Consider the following 25,637-nt stretch of genomic DNA (forward strand, 5'->3'; position numbering starts at 1 on the left):
GACTCAGCCCTTGTCGACGATCTGTTCGACCCCGGCTATGCCTTCCTCGGTGCCGATCACTATCAGCACGTCGCCCGCGCGTAGCGTCTCGGCCGGGCCCGGCGAGGCGAGCACGTCTTCGTCGCGCACGATCGCGACGATCGACGCCCCGGTCCGGGTGCGCGCCCGGGTGTCCCCCAGGGGCCGGTCCACGTACGGGCCGCCCGCCCGGATGTGGACTTGGCCCGCCTCGAGTCCGGGCACTTCGCGGGTCAGCTCGGTGAACCGCTCGGCGATCCGGGGCGCGCCCAGGATCTGCGCGACGGTGTCGGCCTCTTCGTCGGTCAGGCGGAAGACCGGGCGGGCCTGGTCCGGGTCGTCGGGGCCGTACATGACGATGTCGAAGTCGCCGCCGCGGCGGGCGATGATGCCGATCCGGTCACCCTTGTGGCTGACGAATTCGTAGCGGAGACCGACGCCCGGCAGCAAGACCTCCTTGACGTCCATGGAGTCAATCCTTGACGAAACGCCTGCCGAAGAGAAGCGACACCGGCCAACCTCATATCCGGCCGGTGTTGGCGCCGGCCGGTGACCTCCCCGGCGGTCAGCCCTGCGGCGCCGCCTGGGTGGGGTGCGTGTGCGCCGGGCGCTTCAGGGGCAGCAGCATCGGCACTTGCCTGCGGTAGTCGCGGTATTCGTCGCCCAGCACCTCGACCAGGTCGCGTTCTTCCAGCTGCACCGCGATCAGGATGTAGCTCGTCATCACGATCGAGAAGAGCAGGTGCCCGGCCGTCATGGTGGGTGCCGCCCAGAAGGCGATGAAGAAGCCCAGCATCAGCGGGTGGCGCACCACCTTGTACAGCATTCGAGAGTGAAAACCTATGTGGCTGTACGGTTTTCCGCGCCACGCCAGGTACACCTGGCGAAGGCCGAACAGGTCGAAGTGGCTGACCATGAAGGTCGAGGCCAGCGCGATCGCCCAGCCGAGCCAGAACAACGCCCACACCGCCGTGCGCCCGGCCGGCTGCCACACGTCCCAGATGACGGCGGGCATCGTCCGCCATTGCCAGTAGAGCAGCACCAGCACCGCACTGGACAGCACCACGTAGGTGCTGCGCTCGATGGCCGGCGGCACCAGCCGCGTCCAGCGTGCCTTGAACGCCGGCCGCGCCATGACGCTGTGCTGGACGCCGAACGCGGCGAGGAGCAGGACGTTGATCAGCACCGCCTGGCCGAACGACCCGGGCAGCCCGTGGTCGACGGATCGCGGCACCCAGAGGTTGCCGAGGAAACCGACAAGATACAAGAACGCGGCGAGAAATAGCAGGTAAGCACCGGCGCCGTAACCGATGATCAAGTAGCGCTTCATTAGCTGATTGTGCGCCTCACGGACACGTCCGCATATAGGTCATTTGCCTCATCTTCGGGATCTGCGGGCGGCCAGCCGCTAGTCAATTTTGACTACTGCGATTGGCGGCGCGGCCGTCGTGGCTTTCGGGATTTGAGGCAAACGCCCCATGCCGCCGCGGCAGCGCCGGACCGATGATCGGCCATGACAAAGCCACCTCGAGAAAGCAACGGAGCCGGATCATGACCGAAATGACATGCAGCACAGCGACCATCGAGCGGCCCGGCACTCCGCGATCAAGCGAGGCAGCCAAGGCGCCACACGGCGGGCGCGTCGACGCGATCGACATCAGCCGGCGCGCCGGTGGACGGCAGATCCTGCACAAACTGTCGCTCTCGGTGCAACCCGGCGAATTGGTCGCCATCGCCGGCGGCAGTGGCGCGGGGAAGACCACGCTGCTGGAGATCCTCGCGGGACTGCAACCGCCGTCCGCCGGGAAACTCTGGCACGACGGCGTCGCTCTCGGCGGCCACGTCAGCGCCGGCTCCCGAGTCGGCTACGTGCCGCAGGACGACATCATTCACCTCGAGATGCCGCTGCGCCGCACGCTGCGCTACGCGGCGCGGCTGCGGCTGCCCGCGGGCACATCCGCGGCCGAGGCGGAGCGGATCGTGGAGCAGACCCTGCGGGACCTCGACCTGGCGGATCGGGCCGACGTACCGGTGCGCGCGCTGTCCGGCGGTCAACGCAAGCGGGCCAGCATCGCCGTCGAGCTGTTGACCCGGCCGCGGCTTTTCTTCCTCGACGAACCCACGTCGGGGCTCGATCCCTCGACGGCGGCCGAGGTGATGCGCCTGCTGCGCCGGCTCACCCGGCGCGGGGTCACCGTCGTTCTCACGACGCATGAGCCGGCCGGGATCGACCGGTGTGACCGGGTGGTCTTCCTGGCTCGCGACGGACACTTGGCCTTCGCCGGCAGCCCGGCCGTGGCGCGGCACTACTTCGGCGTCCACGACCTCGCCGACGTGTACGAGCGCCTGGCCGGGGAGGACACCCCGCAGATCTGGGCGGAGCGATTCGCCGAAAGCCGCCTGAGGTCGAACACCCGGCCCGGGTCACCCCGCCAGCAGGTCCCGTCCGCCCGCTCCGACATCAAGCGCACCGGCGCGGTCCGGCAATGGTGGCTACTCACCCGGCGCAACGTCGACGTTCTCGCCCGCAACCGGCTGACCCTCGCGATCCTGCTCGGCTCGCCGGTGCTCGTGACGGCGATGATGGCGACGCTGTTCAAGCGCGGCGCGTTCGATCCGGGCAGCGCGGCCGGCGTCGGTCCGGCGCAGATCGTGTTCTGGATCGCGTTCGACGGCTTCTTCTTCGGCCTGACCTACGGCCTGCTCCAGATCGTCGGGGAGATGGCCGTCTTCCGGCGCGAACGTCTGGCCGGGCTCAGCGTGGGCGCCTACGTGGCGTCGAAAGTGACTGCGCTGCTTCCGGTTCTGGCGGGAGTGAGCGCGGTGTTGCTGGTCGTGCTGCGGGTGCTCGGCCGGCTGCCCGCCGTCGGATGGGACGTGTACGGCTTGCTGTTCGCGACGATCGTGGTCGAGGCCACCTCGGCGCTGGCCCTGGGGCTTCTCGCCTCGGCCGCGGTGTCCAACGCCGCGCAGGCCGCCCTTGCCCTGCCGATGCTGTGCTTCCCGCAGGTTCTGTTCGGTGGCGCGATCGTGCCCGTCGACCAGATGGCCACTCCCGGGCGCCTGATGAGCCTCGTGTTGTCCAACCGCCACGCCTTCGATGCGTTGGGTCGCGACCTGGAGCTTGACCGCTACACCACCGCGCTGCCGGCGATGTCGGCCTACCGCAATACCTTTGAGGGCGGGACCACCGCCAGCCTCATCGCGCTCGCCTCGTTCGCCGTCGCCCTCACGCTGGCAACCGCGTGGGTCCTGGACCGGCGATCCCGGCCCGGCGCATCGTCGCGCTGACCGCGTGCCCTAGTCGAGCACGCTTCCGGTCAGGCCGTGCCGCGTCGCGTACAGGCTGGCCCCGATCCGGTTCGAGACCCCGATCTTGGCGTAGATGTGCTCCACGTGATTGCGGACGGTCTTCTCGGAAATCCAAAGGGCCGAGGCGATCTCCCGGTTGGATCGTCCCTGCGCGACATGCAGCAATACCTCGGCCTCGCGCCGGGTCAATCCCGCCGGCCGGGGCGCCCTGCGCGACGGCCGGTGGCCCCCGGCCTCCAGCACGGCCTCGACCGCGTCGCCGTCCAGGCGGCCGCGGGCGGCTTCGCTTCGCAGCCGGCCGGCCGCGGCGGCGTCATCCAGTGCATCACGATACGGTCGCGGCTCCGTTGAGGCGCAATAGCTTTCGGCGGCGGCAAGTATCCGATCGCGAACGGACAGGTCGTCGCCGCGCAGGCCGTTGGGATAGCCCGACCCGTCCAGTCGTTCGTGATGATTGACCGCGGCCTCCCGGACGGCCTTCAGTCCACCGACCCGGGCCAAGATCCTGCCGGTCAGATACGGATGCATCTGCACCCGCTCGCGTTCGGCGTCGGTCAGTTCACCCGGCTTCTCCCACACCCGGTTGGACACCCCGATCCGGCCGAGATCGTGGACGTAGCCCGCGCGGCGCAGAACGTCGAGCTCGTCGGCCGGCAGCCCGGCACATTTCCCGGCGTTCTCCGCCAACTCGGCCACGGCGCGCGAATGGCCAAGCGTGAACGGGCATTTCAAGTCCACGAAGTCGCCCATCGCGAGCAGGAGCCGGTCCAGCGCGGCGCCGCTCAGCGTCTCGCCCGGGTCCGGCGCCAGGGTGGCGGCGGTCGACCACACGTCTTCGTCGTCGCGCAGCAACTCGTCGGCGACCGCCGTGAACACCGCGACGATGTCCGGGTCGAACTGTTTGCCGCTGCGACGGCGAACCTCCGCGATCGCGGCGCTCGCGCCGTAGGCGCGGTGGTGCACCTCGGCGATGTCGGCAAGCTGCGCCACCCGCATCGCCGCGGGTATCCGGGACCCGGCGGCCCCGGCGGGCAGACCGCTGCCGTCCCACCGTTCGTACGCGTAGGGCAGCGCTTCGCATACGTCCGCGCCCAGGCCGATCTCCTCGGCGAGCAATGCGGCCGACAGGCAATGCGACTGCACCAGCGCGCCCAGATTCCCGCGTGCGTCCAGGAACAGTTTGGCGGCCAGCTTGGCTCGTTGCGGCAGCGTCGACCCGCGGCCCAGATTGCCGAGGAGAAATCGCCGGTACGCCGGGCCGGACCAGTCGATGAAGTGGCTGTCATGTCTCATGGCGATGTCGTCGCCGAACCACCGCGCGTACTCGTGGGAGTCGGCGTGACACCCGATCCACATCACCAGGCCCGTGTAGAAAACCGTCCCGCACTCACGCTCGCCGAGCCCGAGCCGCCGGGCCAGCCTGGTGCCCATCGTCGCCGACCGCAGCATGTGGTCCATCGGCTGGCCGAGCCCGAGGTCGACCGCCAACGACAACGCCGCCAGAACCTCGGTCCGCGACACGGCACCGCCGAAGGGCATGGGACTCGCCCCTTTCTGGACCTGGTCGGGCCCGGCGGCGTCGGGCTAGCGCCTCTTCACCGATTTCGGCGGCTTGGCGCCCCGGCCCTGCCGCCGCGCGGCTTCGCGCCGCTCGCGCCGGCTGGCACCGGCGGGCACGCCGGCCGGCGTCTTGGCCGCGCCGCCGCCGTTGCGCTGCACCTGCGCCGAGCCGTCCTCCGACGGGCCGGAATAGGTCAGCGCCGGCGCCTCGTCGTCAATCCCCTTGGCGCGCAGGGCGGTTGGAGCCTGTTCACGCACCGCGGCGGGCGCGGGCTCACTTGCCAACTCGGCGAGTCCTTCGGGCGCCTCCACCGGGGCGACCTGCGGGGCGGGCGCCGCCTCGACCGTGACGTTGAACAAGAAGCCGACCGACTCCTCCTTCATGCCGTCGAGCATGGCCATGAACATGTCGTAGCCCTCGCGCTGGTACTCCACCAGCGGGTCGCGCTGCGCCATCGCGCGCAGCCCGATGCCCTCCTTGAGGTAGTCCATCTCGTAGAGGTGCTCGCGCCACTTGCGGTCGATGACGTTGAGCAGCACGTTGCGCTCCAGCTGACGCATGGCGCCCTCGCCGGCGATCTCCTCGAGCTCGGCTTCCCTTGCGGCATAAGCCCGTTCGGCGTCCTTGAGCAGCGCCTCGAGCAGCTCCTCGCGGGTGAGGTCGTCGCGCTCGGAGTCCTCGTCGTGGTGGGTCAGCGCCTCGTGGCTGATGCCGACCGGGTAGAGCGTCTTGAGCGCCGTCCAGAGCGCGTCCAGGTCCCAATCCTCGGCGTACCCCTCGGCCGTCGCGCCGTTGACGTAGGCGGTGATGACGTCGCGGACCATGTCCAGCGCCTGATCCTTGAGGTTCTCGCCCTCCAGGATGCGGCGGCGCTCGGCGTAGACGACCTTGCGCTGCTGGTTCATCACCTCGTCGTACTTGAGGACGTTCTTTCTGACCTCGAAGTTCTGCTGCTCGACCTGGGTCTGGGCGCTCTTGATCGCGCGGGTGACCATCTTGGCCTCGATCGGCACGTCGTCGGGCAGGTTCAGCCTGGTCAACAAGGACTCCAGGGCGGCGCCGTTGAACCGGCGCATCAGCTCGTCGCCCAGCGACAGGTAGAACCGCGACTCGCCCGGGTCGCCCTGCCGGCCGGAGCGGCCGCGCAGCTGGTTGTCGATGCGGCGCGACTCGTGGCGCTCGGTGCCCAGCACGTACAGGCCGCCGGCCTCGATCACCTCTTCGGCCTCGGCGCCGGCCTCCTCCTTCACCTTGGGCAGCTCCTCGTGCCAGGCCGCCTCGTACTCGTCGGGCGTCTCCACCGGGTCGAGACCGGCGGCGCGCAGCCGCTGGTCGGTGAGGAAGTCGACGTTGCCGCCCAGCACGATGTCGGTGCCGCGGCCGGCCATGTTGGTGGCCACGGTGATGCCGCCCCGCCGGCCGGCCACGGCGATGATGCCCGCCTCCTGCTCGTGATACTTGGCGTTGAGCACGTTGTGCGGGATGCGCTTCTTCTGGAACTGCCGCGACAGGTATTCCGAGCGCTCGACGCTGGTGGTGCCGATCAGGACGGGCTGGCCCTTCTCGTAGCGCTCGGCGACGTCGTCGACCACCGCGATGTATTTAGCCTCCTCGGTCTTGTAGATGAGGTCGGATTGGTCGGTGCGGATCATCGGCTTATTGGTCGGGATGGAGACCACGCCGAGCTTGTAGATCTCGTGCAGTTCGGCCGCCTCGGTCTGGGCGGTGCCGGTCATGCCGGCGAGCTTGTCGTAGAGCCGGAAGTAGTTCTGCAGCGTGATGGTGGCCAGCGTCTGGTTCTCGGCCTTGATCTCCACGTGCTCCTTGGCCTCGATGGCCTGGTGCATGCCCTCGTTGTAGCGGCGGCCGTAGAGCACGCGGCCGGTGAACTCGTCGACGATGAGCACCTCGCCGTCGCGCACGATGTAGTCCTTGTCGCGGTTGAACAGCTCCTTGGCCTTCAGCGCGTTGTTGAGGTAGCTGACCAGCGGCGAGTTGGCGGCCTCGTACAGGTTGTCGATGCCGAGCTGGTCCTCGACGAACTCGACGCCCTTCTCGTGCACGCCGACCGTTCGCTTGCGCAGGTCCACCTCGTAGTGGACGTCCTTTTGCATCAGCGGCGCCAGCCGGGCGAACTCGGTGTACCAGTTCGACGCGCCGTCGGCGGGCCCGGAGATGATCAGCGGGGTGCGCGCCTCGTCGATCAGGATGGAGTCGACCTCGTCGACGATGGCGTAGCTGTGCCCGCGCTGCACCAGGTCGTCCAGCGAGTGCGCCATGTTGTCGCGCAGGTAGTCGAACCCGAACTCGTTGTTGGTGCCGTAGGTGATGTCGGCGTTGTAGGCCACCCGGCGCTCGTCGGGCGTCATCTGCGCGAGGATCACCCCGACCTGCAGGCCCAGGAAGCGGTGCACCCGGCCCATCCACTCGCTGTCGCGTTTGGCCAGGTAGTCGTTGACAGTGACGATGTGCACGCCGTTGCCGGCCAGCGCGTTGAGGTAGGCCGGCAGCACGCAGGTCAGGGTCTTGCCCTCACCGGTCTTCATCTCGGCGACGTTGCCCAGGTGCAGCGCGGCGGCGCCCATTACCTGCACGTCGAAGGGGCGCTGGTCGAGCACCCGCCAGGCGGCCTCGCGGGCCACGGCGAACGCCTCGGGCAGCAGGTCGTCCAGGCTTTCCCCGTCCGCCAGGCGCTTCTTGAACTCGTCGGTCTTGGCCCGCAGCTCGGCGTCGGTGAGCTTTTCGACGTCGTCAGACAGGGTGCTGACATAGTCGGCCACCCTCTTGAGGCGCTTGACCATGCGACCTTCACCGAGGCGCAGCAATTTCGACAGCACAGCTATGTCCCTACGATCGGAGTCTTGTTAAGAGCGACTCCCATCGTAGGGGACGACGCGGTGGTCGCCCCCTAGCAAGGCGAGCTCAAGCCAGCCGAATCAGCCCGTAGTCGTAGCCGTGCCGCCGGTAGACGACGGACGGCCGCTCGCTCTCCTTGTCGTAGAACAAGAAGAAGTCGTGCCCGACGAGCTCCATTTCGTAGAGCGCGTCGTCGACCGACATCGGGGTGGCGCGGTGCTCCTTGGTGCGGACTATGCGCCCCGGCTCGTGGTCGGCGCGGTCCTCGAGATCCGCGCCGTCGTGGCGGTGCGGCTCCTCCGGCTCGCTGTTGTTGGATGCCTTGTTGTTGGAGGCCTTGGGCGGCGGGCCGACGGCGGTGGCCTCGGCGAGGGAGACCGGGGTCTTCTCCCCGTAGTGCACCTTGCGGCGGTCCTTGCCGCGGCGCAGCCGGCTTTCCAGCCTGTCCACCGCGCCCTCCAGCGCGGCGTAGAAGCTGTCGGCACACGCCTCGCCGCGGACCACCGGCCCGCGGCCGCGGGCGGTGATCTCCACGCGCTGACAGGACTTGCGTTGGCGACGGTTGCGTTCGTGCTTGAGTTCGACGTCGAACAGGTAGATGGTCTTGTCGAACCGCTCCAAGCGGGCGAGTTTCTGCGAGACGTAGACGCGGAAGTGATCGGGAATCTCGACGTTGCGGCCCTTGAACACGACCTCGGCGGTCGTCGTCGGTTCCTGCGCGTCGGTTTCAACCGGAGGTTGGTCCAGAATCTGACCGGAATCCACGGTGAGCCTTGACATACGTGACAACTCGTTTCTCTTTTCACGTCGCACGCGCCCTGCGTGCCGGCTTTCTTTGAAGACGCACCGACGGGGTGGGAGCGGGTTGAAGCGATCGCCGCCGCAGGCAGCCCGCCGGTGCAAGGTGTCGGATACTCACCCCCTCCGCATGTGGCGTATCAACCTGAACATCGCGACCAGTGAGTCAGACCAGTAGGTCCTCGTGAGTTCCTGAACGTTGATCTCGACGTTAGCTCGTGTTCGCCGTGGGATGCCACCAATTTCGCTGACCTGTTGCGAGTTCTTCACACAGGTTCCTCCCTTAGGGGTTCTTCACTCAGGCGGCCGCGATCGCGAGCACCGCGGCCACCCGCACCCCGGCCGACCGCAGGACCCGGACCGACTCGCGTGCCGTCGCCCCGGTGGTGACGATGTCGTCGACGATCACGACCTCGGTGCCCGGCGGCCGGCCGCGCAGCAGCACCCGGCCCGCGATGTTGCGCTCGCGGGCGGCGGGGCGCAGGCCCACCGAGTCGCGGGCCAGCGCCTTCATCCGCAATGCCGGCGCGACGACGACGTCGGGGTGCGCGGCGACCGCGGCGGTCGCCAACCGGGCGACGGGGTCGCCGCCGCGCCGGCGCGCCGCCGAACGCCGGGTCGGCGCGGGCACGACCGTCAGCGGCGTCTCGAGCAGCCCCCAGGTCAGCAGCCGGTGCACCCCGACGGCGAGCGCGCACGCCAGCGGCGCGAGGAGGTCGCCGCGGCCGTGCTCCTTGAGCGCCAGGATCGCCCGGCGCCGGGCGCCCACGTAGCGGCCGAGCGCGAACACCGGCACCCGCGGGTCGATGCGGGGGTTGACCACGTGCGGCTGGTCGGGCGCCACCCTCAGCTCCGCGGCGCAGGCCGCACACCAGCGGGTCGACGGCGCTCCGCAGCCGCCGCATTCGGCCGGCAGGATGAGGTCGAGCACGCCGCCAGTGTGGCGGGCAGCGGTGACATGCTCGTCGAAACCGGCAGCGGCGATCAGCCCGGCAGCACCGGCGCGGCCCCGCCCACCATCAGCCCGGACACCTCCGACCAGCTCTGCTGGGTTTCGGCCGAGGACGCCGAATATTGCAGCACCCCTTGGGGAGCCGCGACGTACACCGTCGACGGGTTGGCCGCGATCGCCGTCAGCGGAATCTGCAAACCCCTGGCGGGCGCGTCGGAGTTGACCCCGTCGATGTTCACATACGACACCGGGTGGGAGGCGTCGGTGCGGGTCACCACGATGTCGTCGCCGGTTCGCCAGGACAACGACACCACCGAGTTGCCCAGCCCGAAACCCAGCCGCCGCGGGTAGGTCAGGGCGTATTGGCCGGCCTGGGTCTGCTCGACGCTGGCGAGGATCACCTGGCCGGCGATCACCATCGCGGCGCGGGTGCCGTCGCGGGACAGCTGCAGGTCGGTGATCGGCCCGGGGAAGCGGCTGGCCACCGCCGCCGAATCCACCGGGATGCGCGCGGGCTGGCCCGACGCCGGCTCCTGGATCGCCCGCAGCACGTTGTTGGTGTCGACCACCACCCAGACCGCGTCGTCCAGCGACCAGCTGGGCCGCGACAGGCTGTGCCCGTCGGCGGACTGCACCGCCTCGCCGCCGAGGTCACCGATCCACAGCGACTCCGCCACGTCCGGGGCGCCGCGCCGCAGGGTCACCACGGACGCCACCTCGCGCCCGCTGCGCGACAGCGCGGCGCTGGACTGGTCCCCCATCCGCCCGAACGCGCCGGGCACCGTCGTCGTGTGCTGCCCGTCCAGCCCCACCAGCGACCCGTTCACCAGCGCGTGCAGGCCCGCGCCCGCACCGTCGGCCACGCCCGGGTCGGTGGCCGCGACGTCGGAGGTGGTCCAGCCCTCGGCAAACCTGTCGTCCAGCGGCGCGCCGTCGGCGTTGATCACATACGGGCCCCGGATGTCCGCCCTGGCCAGCGTCCAAATGATCTGTGCCGCAAGCAATTGCCTGCTGTGCGGGTCGGTCGTGGACAGTTTCTCCAGATCGATCCGCGCGCCTCCGTACCCGCGGCCGATGCCGTTCTTGCCGCCGTCGGCCCGGGTCACCGGGCCGCGCAGCCGCAGCGGCGGGGCGAGCAGGTTGCGCACCGTGTGGGCCATCTCCGGGCGCGGACCCGCCAGCAGCTTGGAGACGAGCTCGGTGGCCAGCTGATCGTGATCGGACACCGCGACATAGCGCGGATCGGGCACCACGGTCTTGCCCGTCGGGTCGGCGAAGTACAGCGTGTTGCGTTTGTAGGTGGACTGAAATTGCTGCCAGTCCAGGAAGACTCCGTTGGGCAGGCGGTCGATCCGCCAGCCGCCCGATGTCTTGACCAACTCGATCTGACCCGGATCCGGCAGCGTGCCCTCCGCGGTTTCGAACACCCCCATGTCGGACAGTGAGCCCAGGATGTCCGCCCGCATGGTCGCCGAAACCCGTTCGGCGCCACGGGTTTCCACGAACACCACATGGTCGATCAGCAGCGCGCTGCCCGCGTCGTCCCAGGAGTTGGACGCCGACTGGGTGAGGAACTGCCGCGCGGCCAGATGCCGGTTGGCGGGATCGGCTGTGGCCTTGAGGAATTCGCGCAGCAGCACGTCGGGGTCCATGCCCGGGGTCGGCTTGGGCAGGTTCGACGGCGCGGGTCGCTCGACGGTGCCGATGGCCTGCGGGGCCGACGAGCTGGGCACGCCCGCGCACCCGGCGAGCAGCGCCGCCAGGAATAACAGCCCAAGCAGCCGGCGCATCACCCGCTCCTCTCGGCATGCTCGCGCTGGCGCTGACGGTCTGGGCGCCCCGACTCGGCCGGTTGCGGGATGGGCTTCATCGGCAGCGGGCTGGTGGTGACCTTGTGGCCGCGAACCAGGGGCAGCGTCAGCCGGAAGCACGCGCCCTGACCGGGCTCGCCCCACGCCTCGAGCCGGCCCTGGTGCAGCCGCGCGTCCTCGATGCTGATCGCCAGGCCCAGCCCGGTGCCGCCGGAGCGGCGCACCCGCGACGGGTCCGAGCGCCAGAACCGGCTGAACACCAGCTTCTCCTCGCCCGGGCGCAGCCCCACCCCGTGGTCGCGGACGGTGACGGCGACGGTGTCCTCGTCGGCGCCCATCCGGATGTGCACCGGCTTGTGCTCGGCGTGGTCGATGGCGTTGGCGATCAGGTTGCGCAGGATCCGCTCCACCCGGCGCGCGTCGACCTCGGCGATCACCTCCTCGTCGGGCAGGTCGAGGAGCAGCTCGATGCCGGCCTCCTCGGCCAGGTGCCCGACGTTGCCCAGAGCGCTGCGCACCGTGGTGCGCAGGTCGACCGCCTCGACGGACAACTCGGCCACACCCGCGTCGTGCCGGGAGATCTCCAGCAGGTCGTTGAGCAGCGTCTCGAAGCGGTCAAGCTCGTTGACCATCAGCTCGGTGGATCGGCGCAGGGTCGGGTCGAGATCTTCGCTGTGGTCGTAGATCAGGTCGGCGGCCATCCGCACGGTGGTCAGCGGGGTGCGAAGCTCGTGGCTGACGTCGGAGGTGAAACGCCGCTGCAGGTTGCCGAACTCCTCGAGCTGGGTGATCTGCCGCGACAGGCTCTCGGCCATGTCGTTGAACGACACCGCCAGCCGGGCCATGTCGTCCTCGCCGCGCACCGGCATCCGTTCGGACAGGTGGCCCTCGGCGAAGCGCTCGGCGATCCGCGACGCCGAACGCACCGGCACCACCACCTGACGGGAGACCAACAGCGCGATCCCGGCGAGCAGCACCAGCAGCACCGCCCCGCCGGTGATCATCGTGCCGCGCACCAGCGTGATGGTGGCCTGCTCGTTCTTCAGCGGGAAGATCAGGTACAGCTCCAGGTTGGCCACCTGTGCCGACGCGGGCGTGCCGATGACCAGGGCCGGGCCGGAGAAGCCGTCGGTGTGCACGGTGGCGTATTGGTAGGCAGCCTGCCCGGCCTTGACGAAGCCGCGCAGCGAGCCGGGCACCTGGTCGACGGGCCCGGCCGAGCTCGCGGCGCGCGGCCCGTCGCCGGGCACCAGCAGCACCGCGTCGAACGCGCCGGCCAGGCCGGCGCCCGAGGCCGGGTCGGTCTTCGAGGTCAGCGTGTTGCGGGCCAGCTGCAGGCTGCTGTCCAGCGAGCGCGTCTCCTCACCGTTGACGATCCCGCCGACGGTGGTGCGCGCCCGGTCGATCTGCTCGATGGCGGCCTTGACCTTGACGTCGAGCACCCGGTTGGTGACCTGGCTGGTCAGCACGAAGCCGAGCGCCAGGATCACCGCCAACGACAGCCCGAGGGTCAACGCCACGACGCGCAGCTGCAGCGATCTGCGCCAGGCAACGGCCACGGCCCGGCTCAACGCGCCCATGCCGCGGGTCATGGGACCGGAGCGCCCCCAGCGGCTTCGAGTGCGTCGCCGCGAGCCCCAGATCAATGGCGGCCCGCCCCGAAGCCGCGGATCACGGAGGTCCGGCCTTGTAACCCACTCCTCGAACGGTCAACACCACGGTCGGGTTCTCAGGGTCCTTTTCGACCTTGGCCCGCAGACGCTGGACGTGCACGTTTACCAGGCGGGTGTCCGCCGGGTGCCGGTATCCCCATACCTGTTCGAGCAGCACATCACGAGTAAACACCTGGCGCGGTTTGCGTGCCAGCGCGACCAGCAGGTCGAACTCCAGCGGGGTCAGGGAGATCTGCTCGCCGTTGCGAGTGACCTTGTGCGCCGGCACGTCGATCTCGACGTCGGCGATGGACAGCATCTCGGCGGGCTCGTCGTCGTTGCGGCGCAGCCTGGCCCGCACCCGGGCGACCAGCTCCTTGGGCTTGAACGGCTTCATGATGTAGTCGTCGGCGCCCGACTCCAGGCCCAGCACCACGTCGACGGTGTCGGTCTTGGCCGTCAGCATGACGATCGGGACGCCCGAGTCGGCGCGCAGCACGCGGCACACGTCGATGCCGTTCATGCCGGGCAACATCAGGTCCAGCAGCACCAAGTCGGGGCGCAACTCGCGCACCGCGGTGAGGGCCTGAGTGCCGTCACCGATGACCGCGGTGTCGAAGCCCTCCCCACGCAGCACGATGGTCAGCATCTCTGCCAGCGAAGCGTCGTCATCGACGACCAGGATCCTTTGCCTCATGGTGTCCATGGTGTCACCAGATCGGGACAAAACTCGGGCGCCACACGGGCGTTTCTTCTTCGATAAGGGCAAATCGTGACAAATTTGTGCTATCTGGCCATCAAACTGGCCGCCAGCGCCTCGGGGGTGACGTCGGAATCGACGACGAGCCACCGCCCACCCCAGTCCGCGGCGGCCAGGCCTGCGTACACCGCGCCGGTGCGTTGCTGAAGGTCGTCGTCGCGCTCGTAGCTGTCGCGCGGCCGGCCCGGCTCCGAGTCGGCCCGGTGGCGGGCCCGCTGCGCGGCGAGTTCGGCGGTGACGTTCAGCAGCACCTGCCAGTCCGGCCGGGGCAACCGCAGCCGGTCGTATTCGAGCCGGTGCACCCAGGCCGCCGCCTCCCCCGTCGCGCTTTGGTGCAGGCGGGCGGCGCTGTAGGCGGCGTTGGAGGCGACGTAGCGATCCAGGATCACCACGTCGTGCTCGGCGCCCAGCCGCTCGATCTCCCCGATCGCCGCGGCGCGGTCGAGCGCGAACAGCGTGGCCATCGCGTAGGCCGACGACGCGAGGTCGCCGTGCTCGCCGTGCAGCGCCTCGGCCGCGAGGTCGGCGGTGATCGAGTGCCCGTACCGCGGGAACGCCAGCGTGGCCACCGACTTCCCGGCGGCCTCGAAGGCGGCGCGCAGACGGTCGGACAGGGTCCGCTTGCCCGCGCCGTCAACGCCCTCGATCGCGATCAGCACGGCGCGAGCCTAGCGCCCGCGCCGAAAGTGAAGCTGTTGCGAATTTCCGCGCGGAATTTCGCAACGGCTTCACGCTGGGCGCACAAGATGCTCAGTAGCGGTAGTGGTCGGCCTTGTACGGGCCCTCGACGTCGACGCCGATGTAGTCGGCTTGGTCCTTGGTCAGCTTGGTCAGCTTGCCGCCGAGAGCCTCGACGTGGATGCGGGCCACCTTCTCGTCGAGGTGCTTGGGCAGCCGGTACACCTCGTTGTCGTACTCGTCGTTCTTGGTCCACAGCTCGATCTGCGCGATGACCTGGTTGGAGAAGCTGTTGCTCATCACGAACGACGGGTGGCCGGTGGCGTTGCCCAGGTTCAGCAGCCGGCCCTCGGACAGCAGGATGATCGACTTGCCGGTGTCGGGGAACGTCCACACGTCGACCTGCGGCCGGATGTTGACCTTGGTGGCGCCGGACTTTTCCAGCGCGGAGACCTGGATCTCGTTGTCGAAGTGCCCGATGTTGCCCAGCACCGCGTGGTCCTTCATCGCCTTCATGTGCGCCAGGGTGATGATGTCCTTGTTGCCGGTGGCGGTGATGACGATGTCGGCCTCGCCGATCGCGTCCTCGACGGTCTTGACGTCGTAGCCCTCCATCAGGGCCTGCAGCGCGTTGATCGGGTCGATCTCGGTGACCACGACGCGCGCCCCCTGGCCCTTCACCGACTCCGCGCAGCCCTTGCCGACGTCGCCGTAGCCGCAGACCAGCACCTTCTTGCCGCCGATCAGCACGTCGGTGCCGCGGTTGATGCCGTCGATCAGCGAGTGCCGGCAGCCGTACTTGTTGTCGAACTTGGACTTGGTGACCGAGTCGTTGACGTTGATCGCCGGGAAGGCCAGGTCCCCGGCCGCCGCGAACTGGTAGAGCCGCAGCACCCCGGTCGTGGTCTCCTCGGTGACGCCCTTGACCGACTCGGAGATCTTGGTCCACTTGTTCTTGTCGGTCTCGAAGCGGCGGCGCAGCAGCTCCAGGAAGACCTTCCATTCGGTGGGGTCGTCGTCCTCGGCGGGCGGCACCACGCCGGCCTTCTCGTACTGGGCGCCGCGCAGCACCAGCATGGTGGCGTCGCCGCCGTCGTCGAGGATCATGTTGGCCGGCTCGTCGGGCCAGGTCAGCATCTGCTCGGCGGCCCACCAGTACTCCTCGAGCGTCTCGCCCTTCCAGGCGAACACCGGCACGCCCTTGGGCTCCTCGGGCGTGCCGTACGGGCCGACGACCACCGCGGCGGCGGCATGGTCCTGGGTGGAGAAGATGTTGCACGACGCCCACCGGACCTGCGCGCCCAGCGCGACGAGGGTCTCGATGAGCACCGCGGTCTGCACCGTCATGTGCAGCGAGCCCGAGATCCGCGCGCCCTTGAGCGGCTGCACCTCGGCGTACTCGCGGCGCAGCGACATCAAACCGGGCATCTCCTGCTCGGAGAGCTCGATGTCGCGCCGGCCGTAGTCCGCCAACGACAGGTCGGCGACCTTGAACTCGATGCCGTTGCGGACGTCGGGAGTCAAGGCGTTTTCGGTCGTCGTCATAGCGTTGTTCATCCTTCTCGGGACTCGGCGAAGTCAAGCGGTACTTAGCTTAGGTATGTTCTTGCGCCACTGTAGTCGCCGAGCGCTCAGGGAACGTTGATGACCCCGTGCCGCTCCGCGAACGGCGTCATCAGCCGGGCCAGGTCCGCCGCCACGTCGTGGTCGGCCTCGGGCGGCATCGACACGTAGCTCAACGCCAGTCGCACGATGGCCCGCGCCAGCACACCGGCATCCACTTCGCTGGTGGCCACCCAGGTTTGGGTCAGCGCCGACGCCAGCCGGCCCGACGCGCGGGTGATGATGGGCGCGCTGTCGGTGGTGATCAGCTGCAACAGGTCGGGCTTGGCCACGCCCGTGCGCAGCGAGGTCACCAACGGGTCGGCCGCCGCCTCGGCGAAGAACCGCCGGAACGCCTGCAGGAACGACTGATAGATGTCGCCGACGTTGGCGTCGAGGGCGTCGTGGATGGTGTCGACGAGGCGGTCGGCCAGGCGCAGGGCGTATCCCTGCGCCAGGCCCTGCCGCGAGCCGAACTCGTTGTAGATGGTCTGCCGGCTGATGCCCGCGGCGCCGGCCACGTCGGACAGCGTGATGGCCGACCAGTCCCGGGTCTCCAGCAGCTCCCGCATCGCGTCGAGCACCGAGTCGCGCAGCAGGACGCGGGACGCCTCGGCGTACGGCATCCGCTTCACAGGCGCGACAATAGCCCTCACGGCCTGGCGACCTCCACCATCTCGAAGTCCGACTTCGCGGCGCCGCAGTCCGGGCAGCTCCAGTCCTCGGGGATGTCGTCCCAGCGGGTGCCCGGGGCGATGCCGTCCTCCGGCCAGCCCTTGGCCTCGTCGTACTCGAAGCCGCACTGCACGCAGACGAACAGTTTGTAGTCGCTCACTGCTTTCCTCCTATGGTTTCGATGGTTTCGAAATCGACCTTCTCGCGCACCGCACAGTCGGGGCAGCACCAGTCGTCGGGGATGTCGTCGAAGGGCGTGCCCGGCGGAAAGCCTTCCCGCGGAGCGCCTTTCGCCTCGTCGTAGACGTAGCCACAGCCGGGGCAGCGGTAGGCGATCATGCCGCCGCTCCGTACTTGGCCAGCAGCTTCTCGCGCAGCCGCGGCTGCAGGTTGACCCGGGTGATGTCGCCGTCGTAGTGCGCGAGCACCCGGTGGTCCATCACCTTGCGCCACAGGGGCGGGAAGTAGGTCAGCGAGATCATCGACGCGTACCCGCTGGGCAGGTTCGGCGAGCCCGCCATGCTGCGCAGCGTCTGGTAGCGCCGGGTCGGATTGGCGTGGTGATCGCTGTGCCGCTGCAGGTGGTACAGGAACAGGTTGGTGACGATGTGGTCGGAGTTCCAGCTGTGCACCGGCGCGCAACGCTCGTAGCGGCCGTTGGCGTTCTTCTGCCGCAGCAGGCCGTAGTGCTCGAGGTAGTTGACCGCCTCCAGGAGGCTGAAGCCGAAGACCGCCTGGATCACGACGAACGGGATCACGCCCACACCGAAGACCGCGATCAGCGCGCCGAACAGCACCGCCGACATCGCCCACGCGTTCAGCACGTCGTTGGACAGATACGTCTTGGGGTTCCACGGGCTCTTGCCCTGCCGGCGGATCCGCTGCGCCTCGAGCGCGACGGCCGAGCGCAGGGCGCCGAACACGCTGCGCGGCAAGAACTCCCAGAAGGTCTCGCCGAAGCGGGCCGACGCCGGGTCCTCCGGGGTGGAGACGCGCACGTGGTGGCCGCGGTTGTGCTCGATGTAGAAGTGGCCGTAGCCGGTCTGCGCCAGGGTGATCTTGGACAGCCACCGCTCCAGCGCGTCCCGCTTGTGTCCCATCTCGTGCGCGGTGTTGATGCCGACGCCGCCGAGCACGCCGACCGACAGCGCCACGCCGATCTTGCCGGCCCAGCCCAGCCCGCCCTCGAAGCCGAGCCAGCCCAGGTTCGACGCGGTGAACAGGTAGGCGCCCAGCACCACGCTCGCGTACTGGAACGGGATGTAGACGTAGGTGCAGTAGCGGTAGTACTTGTCGTTCTCCAGCCGCTCCATCACCTCGTCGGGCGGGTTCTGACCGTCGGGCCCGAAGCGCAGGTCGAGGACGGGCAAAAGGACGTAGAGCAGGATGGGCCCGATCCACAGCGGGGCCTGCGCGGCGGCGTGCCAGCCGAGCCGGTTGAGCCCCCAGACGAGCGGCAGCATCACGAACAGCGCCGTCGGCGCGATCAGGCCCATCAGCCACAGATGGCGCTTCTTGTCCCGCCACTGGGTCGCGGGCTGCGGGCTGAGTTGTGTGGTCATATGCCAAACCTCCTTGTTAGTCATGCCACGTTGAGGTTTGACAATACGCGACTCTGCGTCTTGTGTCTAGACACAGGACCATGTTTTGTAAAGCGATGTGACTACGTCACGGCCGCCTCGGGGTCGGCCTTCGCGCCCGCCGGCTCGGCCTGGCGGCGGCCCTGCACCGAATGCCGGCGCCCGTAGCCGGCGTAGATCGCCGTCCCGACCACCAGCCACACGGCGAACCGGACCCAGGTCAGCGCGGTGAGGTTGATCATCAGCCAGACGCAGGCGCAGATCGAGGCGATCGGAAGCACCGGCACCCACGGGGCGCGGAACCCGCGCGGCAGGTCCGGCCGCGTCCGGCGCAGCACGATGACGCCGGCCGACACCAGGACGAACGCGAACAGCGTCCCGACGTTGACCATCTCCTCGAGCTTGTTGATCGGGAACACCGCCGCCGTCGCCGCTACCACCACGGCCACCAGCGCGGTGATCCGCACCGGCGTGCCGCGCGAACCGGTCTTGGCCAGCGGGCGCGGCAGCAAGCCGTCGCGCGCCATCGCGAACAACACCCGGCACTGCCCGAGCATCAACACCATCACCACGGTGGTCAGCCCCGCCAAGGCCCCGACGGCGATGATCCCGCTGGCCCAATGGACCCCGTTCGCCGTGAACGCCGTCGAAAGGTTCGCCGACTTGTGGCCGGGCAAGGTCTTGAGCTGGGTGTAGGACACCATGCCGGACAGCACGATCGACACCGCGACGTAGAGCACGGTCACGATCGCCAGCGAGGCCAGGATGCCCCTCGGGACGTCGCGCTGGGGGTTCTTGGTCTCCTCGGCCATGGTGGCCACGATGTCGAAACCGATGAACGCGAAGAACACGATCGACGCCCCCGCCAGCACGCCGTACCAGCCGTAGTGGCTGCTGTGCGCCCCGCTCAGCAACGCCAGCACCGACTGGTCGATGCCCCGTTGGTCGGCCCCGGCTTCGGCCTTGGGAATGAACGGCGAGTAGTTGGCCGCCTTGATGTAAAACGCCCCGACCACCACGACCAGGATCACCACCGACACCTTGATGGTGGTGATCACCGCGGAAAACCGCGACGACAATTTGGTGCCCAGCGCGATCAGCGTCGACACTCCCCCGACGATCAGCAGCGCGCCCCAGTCGAGGTTGACCGATCCGAAACTCACTGTGCCACCGGCGAATCCGAACACCGTGCCCAGGTAGCTCGACCACCCCTTGGACACGACGGCGGCGCCGACGGCCAATTCCAGCAGCAGGTTCCAGCCGATGATCCAGGCGAGGAACTCGCCGAAGGTGGCATAGGAGAAGGTGTAGGCGCTGCCGGCCACGGGCAGCGTGGACGCGAACTCGGCGTAGCACAGCGCCGCCAGCGCGCAGGTGGCCGCCGCGATCACGAACGAGATCCACACCGCGGGACCCGTGACGTCGCCGGTCGTGGACGCGGTGACCGTGAAGATTCCGGCGCCGATCACCACCGCGACCCCGAACACCGCCAGGTCGCGCCAGGTGAGCTCCCGGCGCAGCCGGGTGCCCGGCTCGTCGGTGTCGGCGATCGATTGCTCGACCGACTTTATCCGCCATCGATTGGCCATCAGCCCGCCCTTTCCCGAAGCCGTTGGACCGCACAGTACTGGGTAGTCTGCGAAGATGCCCGACGGCGCAAAAAGCTCGAGGAATCACGCGGTGGTCATCGGGGCGAGCATCGGCGGCCTGTGCGCCGCGCGGGTGCTCTCGGATTGCTACGACCGGGTGACGCTGTACGAGCGAGACGCGTTGCCGAGCACACCGGCCAACCGCGCGACGGTGCCCCAGGACCGCCACCTGCACATGCTGATGGCCCGCGGCGCCATCGAGTTCGAGGGCCTGTTCCCGGGGCTGCTGGCCGACATGGTGGCCGCGGGCGTGCCGATGCTGGAGAACCGGCCGGACTGCATCTACCTCGGCGCGGCGGGCCATGTCCTCGGGACGGGCCACACCCTGCGCGACGAGTTCACCGCCTACGTGCCCAGCCGGCCGCACCTGGAGTGGCAGCTGCGCAAGCGGGTCGACGGCATCGGCAACGTCGAGATCGTCCGGCGCTCGGTGGCCGAGCCGCGGTTCGACGTTGCCCGGCAGCGGGTGACCGGCGTGCTGCTGGATCCCGTCGGGCCCGACGAGGAGCCGGAGTTCGTGCCCGCCGACCTCGTCGTCGACGCGGCCGGTCGGGGCACCCGGCTGCCGGTGTGGTTGACGCAGTGGGGATTTGCGCGCCCGCCCGAAGAGGTCGTGGACATCGGCATCAACTACGCCAGCCAGCTGTTCCGCATCCCCGACGGGCTGATCCGGGAGAAGGTGGTGGTCGCCGGCGCCTCGCACGACGAGTCGCTGGGGCTGGGCATGCTGTGCTACGAGGACCGGACCTGGGTGCTCACCACGTTCGGGGTGGCCGACGCCAAGCCGCCGCGGACGTTCCCCGAGATGCTCGCGCTCGCCGGCACGCTGCTGCCGGGCCGTTTCACCGGCGCGCTGGCGCGCGCCGAGCCCGTCGGCGAGCCGGCGTTTCACGCCTTTCCGGCCAGCCGGTGGCGCCGCTACGACAAGCTGGATCGCTTTCCGGCCGGCATCGTCCCGTTCGGCGATGCCGTCGCCAGCTTCAACCCGACGTTCGGGCAGGGCATGACGATGACGTCGCTGCAGGCCAGTCATCTGCGGCGGGCCCTGCAAGCCCCGGAGGGCGAACTGGCCGCCAACCTCAACCGGGCCACCGCCAAGAGCACCTACCCGGTGTGGATGATGAACGCCGTCGGCGACATCACCTTCCACCACGCCACCACCAAGGGACCGGCCCCGTGGTGGTGGCGCCCGTCGGGCGCGCTGTTCGACCAGTTCCTCGGGGCCGCCGAAACCGAACCCGTTCTCGCCGAATGGTTTTTGCGCCGCTTCTCGCTGCTCGACAGCCTCTACATGGTCCCGCCGCCGCGGATCGTCGGCCGCACCATCGCGCACAACCTGCGGCTGTGGCTGCGCGAGCGCCGGCAGGCCGCGCACGACAGGCGGCGAGCCGTCACAGCCCCACAGTCGCCCTGAACAGCTTGGCCGGCTCTCGGGCCACCAGCCGGATGGGGCCGTCGTCGGCCGCCACCCAGGCGGCCATCCCGCGTTCCAGCGTGAGCGACCCGGACTTGCCGTGCACGGTCGTGCAGCCCTCGCTGCACAGCAGGATCTGCGGTCCCTCGTGGCTGCACGACGCGTCGACCTCGTGACCCAGGTTGTCGCCGTCGAGCACCAGCAGCGCGACGGCGAACTCGTCGGTCGGGGTCTCGTAGATCAGCCCGAGGCCCTCGCGGCGGATCCGCGGCCGCAGCCGCTCCTCGGCGGTGGGCGCGAAGTCCAGCACCCGCAGCAGTTCGGGGACGTCGACGTGTTTGGGGGTCAGCCCGCCGCGTAACACGTTGTCGGAGTTGGCCATTACCTCCACCCCGAAACCGCGCAGATAGGTGTGCAGGTTGCCGGCGGGGACGAAGATCGCCTCGCCCGGGGCCAGGTCGATGCGGTTGAGCAACAGCGACGCCAGCACGCCGGCGTCGCCGGGGTAGCGCTCGCCGAGCTCCAGCACCGTCTTGGCCTCGGCCGCGAATTCCGTTGCGCCGGAACTGATGTACTGGATGGCGCCCTCCAGCACGGCGGGCACCAGCACGTCGATGTCGGGCTGGGGCGCGGTGATCCAGGTGGTGAACAGCGCGCGCAGCCCGTCGGCGTCGGACTGGTCGTTGAGCAAATCGATGAACGGGTCGAGGTCGGAGACCGCCAACGCCCGCAGCAGCTCGACGGTGCGGGACACCTGACGAAACCCGGCCAGCGCCTCGAACGACTGCAGCGCCACCAACAACTCGGGCTTGTGCGAGGTGTCGCGATAGTTGCGGACCGGCGAGGACACCGGAATCCCCAGCCGCTCCTCACGCAGGTAGCCCTCGACGGCCTGCTCGGCGCTAGGGTGGGCCTGCAGCGACAGCGGCTCGTCGGCGGCCAGCACCTTCACCAGGAACGGCAGCACGTCGCCGAAGCGGGCGCGCGACCCGGCACCGAGCTGTCCCTCGGGGTCGGCGACCAGCGCCTCCATCAGCGAGATCTCGCCCCGCTCCGTTTCCAGCCAGGCCGGGTCGCCGGGGTGCGCACCGAACCAGAGTTCGGCCTCCGGGTGAGCGGCCGGCACCGGGCGCCGGGTGAATTCGGCGATGGCGGTGCGCGATCCCCAAGCGTACGTTCGTAACGCCCCGCGTAGCAGTTCCACTTCTTTATCTATCCCCGCACCAGTCGCAAGTAAACCGCGGCCATCTCCAGCCGAACGGCCAATACTGCCAGTTGCTGCTCGGCGCGCCCGGCCCCGGTCGGCGCGGGCGGACCGCCGGGCCCCGCCGGGCCGCCCGACGCCTCCGGCACGTCCGGCACGTCCTCGGCCGCGACCAGGTGGACGTCGTCGAGCCCGGCGACCCGCGCGGCCACCACCGTGCGCTCGTCGGCCAGCGTCAGCGCCAGCACCCGCATCCGGTCGGGCAGCGGCCCGTCGATCTGTTCGTCGTGGAAAAGCGCGTCCACCGAGGACGGGCCCACCCCGGACTCCGGCGTCGCCCGCAGCGCCGCGACCACGTCCCCCAGCCCGGCGGCGGCGACCACCTGGCGGGCGATGCGCACCAGGACCGAACTGCCGTGCCGGGCCAGCGCCAGCGTCGCGGCGCAGTCGCCGGCCAGCGCCACCTGGCGTCGCCAGATGCGCGCGGCCATCGTCTTGGCGGGGTTGGTGAACAGCTCGCGGCCCGCGCTGTTGCGCAGCGCCTCGGCGTCCAGCTCGTCGGCGAGCAGCGCCAGGTCCTGTCCCGAATTCACGCCGGGCCGCGGGTCCACGGTGTGCAGCGCGGCCAGGCCGGCGGCCAGGTACCGGGACAGGCCGAACTCGTCGCGAACCGCCATCCGCGGCTCCAGCACCGCGACCCGCCCGGCCGTGGAGTCGCGCAGCGGACCCTCGTATGGGGCCACCACCACGACCCGCGCGCCGCGGCGCACCCCCGTCGCGGCGGCGCCGACCAGCGCCGGGTCGCCGGGGTCGTCGCCCGCGACGATCAGCACGTCGAGCGGGCCGACCCAGGGCGGCGCGTCGCCGGCGAGCGCGATCGGCGCCGACGCCGCGCCGGCCAGCGTCGCGGCCAGCAGCGTGCCGGCGGTCTCGGCGGTGCCGCGGCCGGGCACCCAGATGATGCTGCGCGGCCGGTCGCCGGTGCGCAGCGAATCCAGCGCGCCCTCGTCGGCCGCGGCCGCGACGGCGCGCACCTGCGCACCCGCCGACGACGCGGCCCGCAGCAGGCCCTGCCGGTCGGCGGCGAGCAGGCCGTCGGTGTCTTCGAGGTCGATCGCCCGGGTGGCGTTCACGGCGCGGCCCCCTGGGCCGGGGCGATCGCGGCGATCTCGGCGCTGATCTGCTGGACCACCGCGTCGACGTCCTCGGTGCTGCGGCCCTCCACGTTGAGCCGCAGCAGCGGCTCGGTGTTGGAGCTGCGCAGGTTGAACCAGCTGCCGTCGCCCAGGTCCACGGTCACCCCGTCCAGGTGGTCGATGGAGTGGATCCGGCTGCCGAACGACTTGAGCACCGCGTCGGTGGCCGAGGCCGCGTCGACGGAGCCTTTCAGGGCGAAGTTGATCTCGCCGGAGGACTCGTAGCGCTGGTAGTCGGCGGTCAGCTCCGACAGCGGCCGGTGCTGCTCGCCGAGCGCCGCCAGCACGTACAGCGCGGCCAGCATCCCGGAGTCGGCGCCGAAGAAGTCGCGGAAGTAGTAGTGCGCTGAGTGCTCGCCGCCGAAGATCGCGCCCGTCTCGGCCATCAGCCCCTTGATGTAGGAGTGCCCGACCCGCGACCGCAGCGGTGTGCCGCCGCGCTCGATGACCAATTCGGGCACCGCGCGCGACGTGATCACGTTGTGGATCACGGTGGCGCCGATCTCGCGGCCGAGCTCGCGGGCGGCCACCAGGCCCGTCACCGTCGACGGCGAGACCGGCATCCCGCGTTCGTCGACCACGAAGCAGCGGTCGGCGTCGCCGTCGAACGCCAGCCCGATATCGGCGCCGGTGTCGCGCACGTACTTCTGCAGGTCCGCCAGGTTCGCCGGGTCGAGCGGATTGGCCTCGTGGTTGGGAAACGAACCGTCGAGCTCGAAGTACAACGGCAACAACGTGATCGAATCGATCGCGCCGAGCACGGCCGGCGCCGTGTGCCCGGCCATGCCGTTGCCGGCGTCCACGGCCACCCGCAGCGGGCGCAGCCCCGAGGTGTCCACCAGCGAGCGCAGGAACTCGCCGTAGTCGGCGAGCACATCGCGATCGGTGACGCCGCCCGCCGGCCCGTCATAGCCTGGGATCCCGGCGATCACGTCGTCGGCGATCTCCCCCAGCCCGGTGTCCGCGCCGACCGGCTTGGCCCCCGCCCGGCACAGCTTGATGCCGTTGTAGGCCGCCGGGTTGTGGCTGGCGGTGAACATCGCGCCCGGGCAATCCAGCAACCCCGAAGCGAAGTAGAGCTGATCGGTGGACGACAAACCGATGCGCACCACATCGAGGCCCTGGCCGGCGACCCCGGTCGCGAACGCCGCGGCCAGTGGCGGCGAGCTGTCCCGCATGTCGCGGCCGACGACCACCCGTCGCGCGCCCTCGGCGCGCATCAGCCTGGCGAACGCGGCGCCGACGTCGGCGACCAACGCGTCGTCGAGCTCCTCGCCCACCAGCCCGCGTACGTCGTAAGCCTTGATGACACGGTGGACAGCCGCGGCGGGCCGAGACATGCGGAGGCTCCTGACGACTACTTGCTTGGACGGGTCTTCGTGGACTCTTGGGGTCAGCCTATCGGCCCCACAAAGTTATGGGCCCAAACGGTGCACAGGGTTCGCAGCGGTGCTAGTCGGCCGGGTCGGGCAACACCCGCAGATGCCCGCGGCGGCGTCCGGAGCGATGCTCGGGCGGGGCGAGCAGCCCGCCGCTCGGCGCGGTGGCCTGGGCCCCGGCGGGGTGCATGTCGGCGGAGAAGCCGTTCAGCGGCGCGCCGGTGCCGCCCCGGTGGGCCAGCCCCGCACCGCCCGGGCCCTCGCGCACCGCGTCGGCCAGCGCCACCAGGTCGTCCTCGTCGGGGTTGGGCAGCGGCCCGGCGTGGCGCACCAGGTCCCAGCCGCGGGGCGCGGTGATCCGGCCGGCATGGCCGACGCACAGGTCCCACGAATGCGGTTCGCGCGCGGTGGCGAGCGGGCCCACCACAGCCGTCGAGTCCGAGTAGACGAACGTCAAGGTCGCCACGGCGTAGTGCGGACACCCGGGCCGGCAACAGCGACGGGGAACGTTCACGACGAAAGGCTATCGTGGACAAACGC

22 protein-coding genes are annotated in these 25,637 nt (G+C 69.8%); 2 read left to right on the forward strand and 20 right to left on the reverse strand.

The genetic code is table 11. The features are described 5' to 3' along the window. Positions 1 to 3 precede the first annotated feature (3 nt). Positions 4 to 486, reverse strand: a complete 483-nt coding sequence (locus AC5Y6X_RS22295) for a cation:proton antiporter regulatory subunit (protein ID WP_324678453.1) — start codon at positions 484 to 486, stop codon at positions 4 to 6. Between the two features lie 97 nt (positions 487 to 583). Continuing rightward, positions 584 to 1,348, reverse strand: coding sequence for a methanethiol S-methyltransferase (gene mddA, locus AC5Y6X_RS22300; RefSeq protein ID WP_499989237.1), 765 nt, complete (start codon positions 1,346 to 1,348; stop codon positions 584 to 586). A 230-nt stretch (positions 1,349 to 1,578) separates the two neighbouring features. Here mddA and AC5Y6X_RS22305 point away from each other — a divergent pair, with 230 nt between their 5' ends. Then, a complete protein-coding gene (locus tag AC5Y6X_RS22305; protein ID WP_499989418.1) occupies positions 1,579 to 3,309 on the forward strand; it encodes an ATP-binding cassette domain-containing protein in 1,731 nt (576 codons plus the stop codon). Positions 3,310 to 3,318: 9 nt separating this feature from the next. Here the strand turns inward: AC5Y6X_RS22305 and AC5Y6X_RS22310 are convergent, their stop codons facing one another. From AC5Y6X_RS22310 to AC5Y6X_RS22375, 14 genes are all read right to left on the reverse strand, one after another. Beyond that, positions 3,319 to 4,869 (reverse strand): HD domain-containing phosphohydrolase, encoded by a 1,551-nt coding sequence (locus tag AC5Y6X_RS22310; RefSeq protein WP_324678459.1) that lies wholly within the window; start codon positions 4,867 to 4,869, stop codon positions 3,319 to 3,321. 45 nt (positions 4,870 to 4,914) lie between these two features. Further along, a complete protein-coding gene (gene secA / locus AC5Y6X_RS22315; protein ID WP_499989239.1) occupies positions 4,915 to 7,728 on the reverse strand; it encodes a preprotein translocase subunit SecA in 2,814 nt (937 codons plus the stop codon). An 85-nt stretch (positions 7,729 to 7,813) separates the two neighbouring features. Beyond that, positions 7,814 to 8,512, reverse strand: a complete 699-nt coding sequence (gene hpf / locus AC5Y6X_RS22320) for a ribosome hibernation-promoting factor, HPF/YfiA family (protein WP_420715906.1) — start codon at positions 8,510 to 8,512, stop codon at positions 7,814 to 7,816. A gap of 331 nt (positions 8,513 to 8,843) precedes the next feature. Continuing rightward, entirely contained in the window at positions 8,844 to 9,476 is a 633-nt protein-coding gene (locus AC5Y6X_RS22325; protein WP_499989240.1) for a ComF family protein, read from the reverse strand. A gap of 53 nt (positions 9,477 to 9,529) precedes the next feature. Continuing rightward, positions 9,530 to 11,287, reverse strand: coding sequence for an MtrAB system accessory lipoprotein LpqB (lpqB, locus tag AC5Y6X_RS22330; RefSeq protein ID WP_499989242.1), 1,758 nt, complete (start codon positions 11,285 to 11,287; stop codon positions 9,530 to 9,532). Then, complete coding sequence (gene mtrB, locus AC5Y6X_RS22335) at positions 11,287 to 12,954, reverse strand: MtrAB system histidine kinase MtrB (protein WP_499989244.1); 1,668 nt, start codon at positions 12,952 to 12,954, stop codon at positions 11,287 to 11,289. Before mtrB ends, lpqB begins: the two co-directional genes overlap by 1 nt. 25 nt (positions 12,955 to 12,979) lie before the next feature. Then, the gene (gene mtrA, locus AC5Y6X_RS22340) at positions 12,980 to 13,666 is read right to left on the reverse strand and encodes a two-component system response regulator MtrA (RefSeq protein ID WP_003899985.1); all 687 of its coding nucleotides are present in this window, start codon (positions 13,664 to 13,666) and stop codon (positions 12,980 to 12,982) included. Between the two features lie 80 nt (positions 13,667 to 13,746). After that, the gene (locus AC5Y6X_RS22345) at positions 13,747 to 14,379 is read right to left on the reverse strand and encodes a dTMP kinase (RefSeq protein ID WP_499989287.1); all 633 of its coding nucleotides are present in this window, start codon (positions 14,377 to 14,379) and stop codon (positions 13,747 to 13,749) included. A gap of 91 nt (positions 14,380 to 14,470) precedes the next feature. Beyond that, positions 14,471 to 15,943: an adenosylhomocysteinase gene (gene ahcY, locus AC5Y6X_RS22350; protein ID WP_499989290.1), complete on the reverse strand. Its 1,473-nt coding sequence runs from the start codon at positions 15,941 to 15,943 to the stop codon at positions 14,471 to 14,473. A gap of 86 nt (positions 15,944 to 16,029) precedes the next feature. After that, the gene (alkX, locus tag AC5Y6X_RS22355) at positions 16,030 to 16,626 is read right to left on the reverse strand and encodes a TetR family transcriptional regulator AlkX (RefSeq protein WP_499989419.1); all 597 of its coding nucleotides are present in this window, start codon (positions 16,624 to 16,626) and stop codon (positions 16,030 to 16,032) included. A 26-nt stretch (positions 16,627 to 16,652) separates the two neighbouring features. Beyond that, positions 16,653 to 16,835 carry a rubredoxin gene (locus tag AC5Y6X_RS22360; protein WP_009978741.1) on the reverse strand — a complete coding sequence of 61 codons (183 nt, stop codon included), beginning with the start codon at positions 16,833 to 16,835 and terminating at the stop codon, positions 16,653 to 16,655. Then, complete coding sequence (locus AC5Y6X_RS22365; RefSeq protein ID WP_324678476.1) at positions 16,832 to 17,014, reverse strand: rubredoxin; 183 nt, start codon at positions 17,012 to 17,014, stop codon at positions 16,832 to 16,834. Before AC5Y6X_RS22365 ends, AC5Y6X_RS22360 begins: the two co-directional genes overlap by 4 nt. Next, positions 17,011 to 18,237, reverse strand: a complete 1,227-nt coding sequence (locus AC5Y6X_RS22370; protein WP_324678478.1) for an alkane 1-monooxygenase — start codon at positions 18,235 to 18,237, stop codon at positions 17,011 to 17,013. Before AC5Y6X_RS22370 ends, AC5Y6X_RS22365 begins: the two co-directional genes overlap by 4 nt. 101 nt (positions 18,238 to 18,338) lie before the next feature. Then, positions 18,339 to 19,844 carry an amino acid permease gene (locus tag AC5Y6X_RS22375; protein WP_324678480.1) on the reverse strand — a complete coding sequence of 502 codons (1,506 nt, stop codon included), beginning with the start codon at positions 19,842 to 19,844 and terminating at the stop codon, positions 18,339 to 18,341. 91 nt (positions 19,845 to 19,935) lie between these two features. Between AC5Y6X_RS22375 and AC5Y6X_RS22380 the strand changes: the two genes are divergently transcribed. After that, a complete protein-coding gene (locus AC5Y6X_RS22380; protein WP_499989420.1) occupies positions 19,936 to 21,318 on the forward strand; it encodes an FAD-dependent oxidoreductase in 1,383 nt (460 codons plus the stop codon). Here AC5Y6X_RS22380 and manA read toward each other — a convergent pair. The 4 genes from manA to AC5Y6X_RS22400 form a co-directional block, all read right to left on the reverse strand. Further along, the gene (gene manA, locus AC5Y6X_RS22385; protein WP_499989293.1) at positions 21,296 to 22,522 is read right to left on the reverse strand and encodes a mannose-6-phosphate isomerase, class I; all 1,227 of its coding nucleotides are present in this window, start codon (positions 22,520 to 22,522) and stop codon (positions 21,296 to 21,298) included. The genes AC5Y6X_RS22380 and manA overlap by 23 nt on opposite strands. 8 nt (positions 22,523 to 22,530) lie before the next feature. After that, positions 22,531 to 23,655, reverse strand: a complete 1,125-nt coding sequence (locus tag AC5Y6X_RS22390; protein ID WP_499989294.1) for a TobH protein — start codon at positions 23,653 to 23,655, stop codon at positions 22,531 to 22,533. Beyond that, positions 23,652 to 25,058, reverse strand: coding sequence for a phosphomannomutase/phosphoglucomutase (locus tag AC5Y6X_RS22395; RefSeq protein WP_499989296.1), 1,407 nt, complete (start codon positions 25,056 to 25,058; stop codon positions 23,652 to 23,654). The genes AC5Y6X_RS22390 and AC5Y6X_RS22395 overlap by 4 nt, the downstream gene beginning before the upstream one ends. A gap of 112 nt (positions 25,059 to 25,170) precedes the next feature. Continuing rightward, on the reverse strand, positions 25,171 to 25,611 hold the full coding sequence (locus AC5Y6X_RS22400; protein WP_499989297.1) for a DUF3499 domain-containing protein: 441 nt from the start codon (positions 25,609 to 25,611) through the stop codon (positions 25,171 to 25,173). Positions 25,612 to 25,637 lie beyond the last annotated feature (26 nt).

It is taken from the genome of Mycobacterium sp. NGS26, assembly GCF_059813025.1.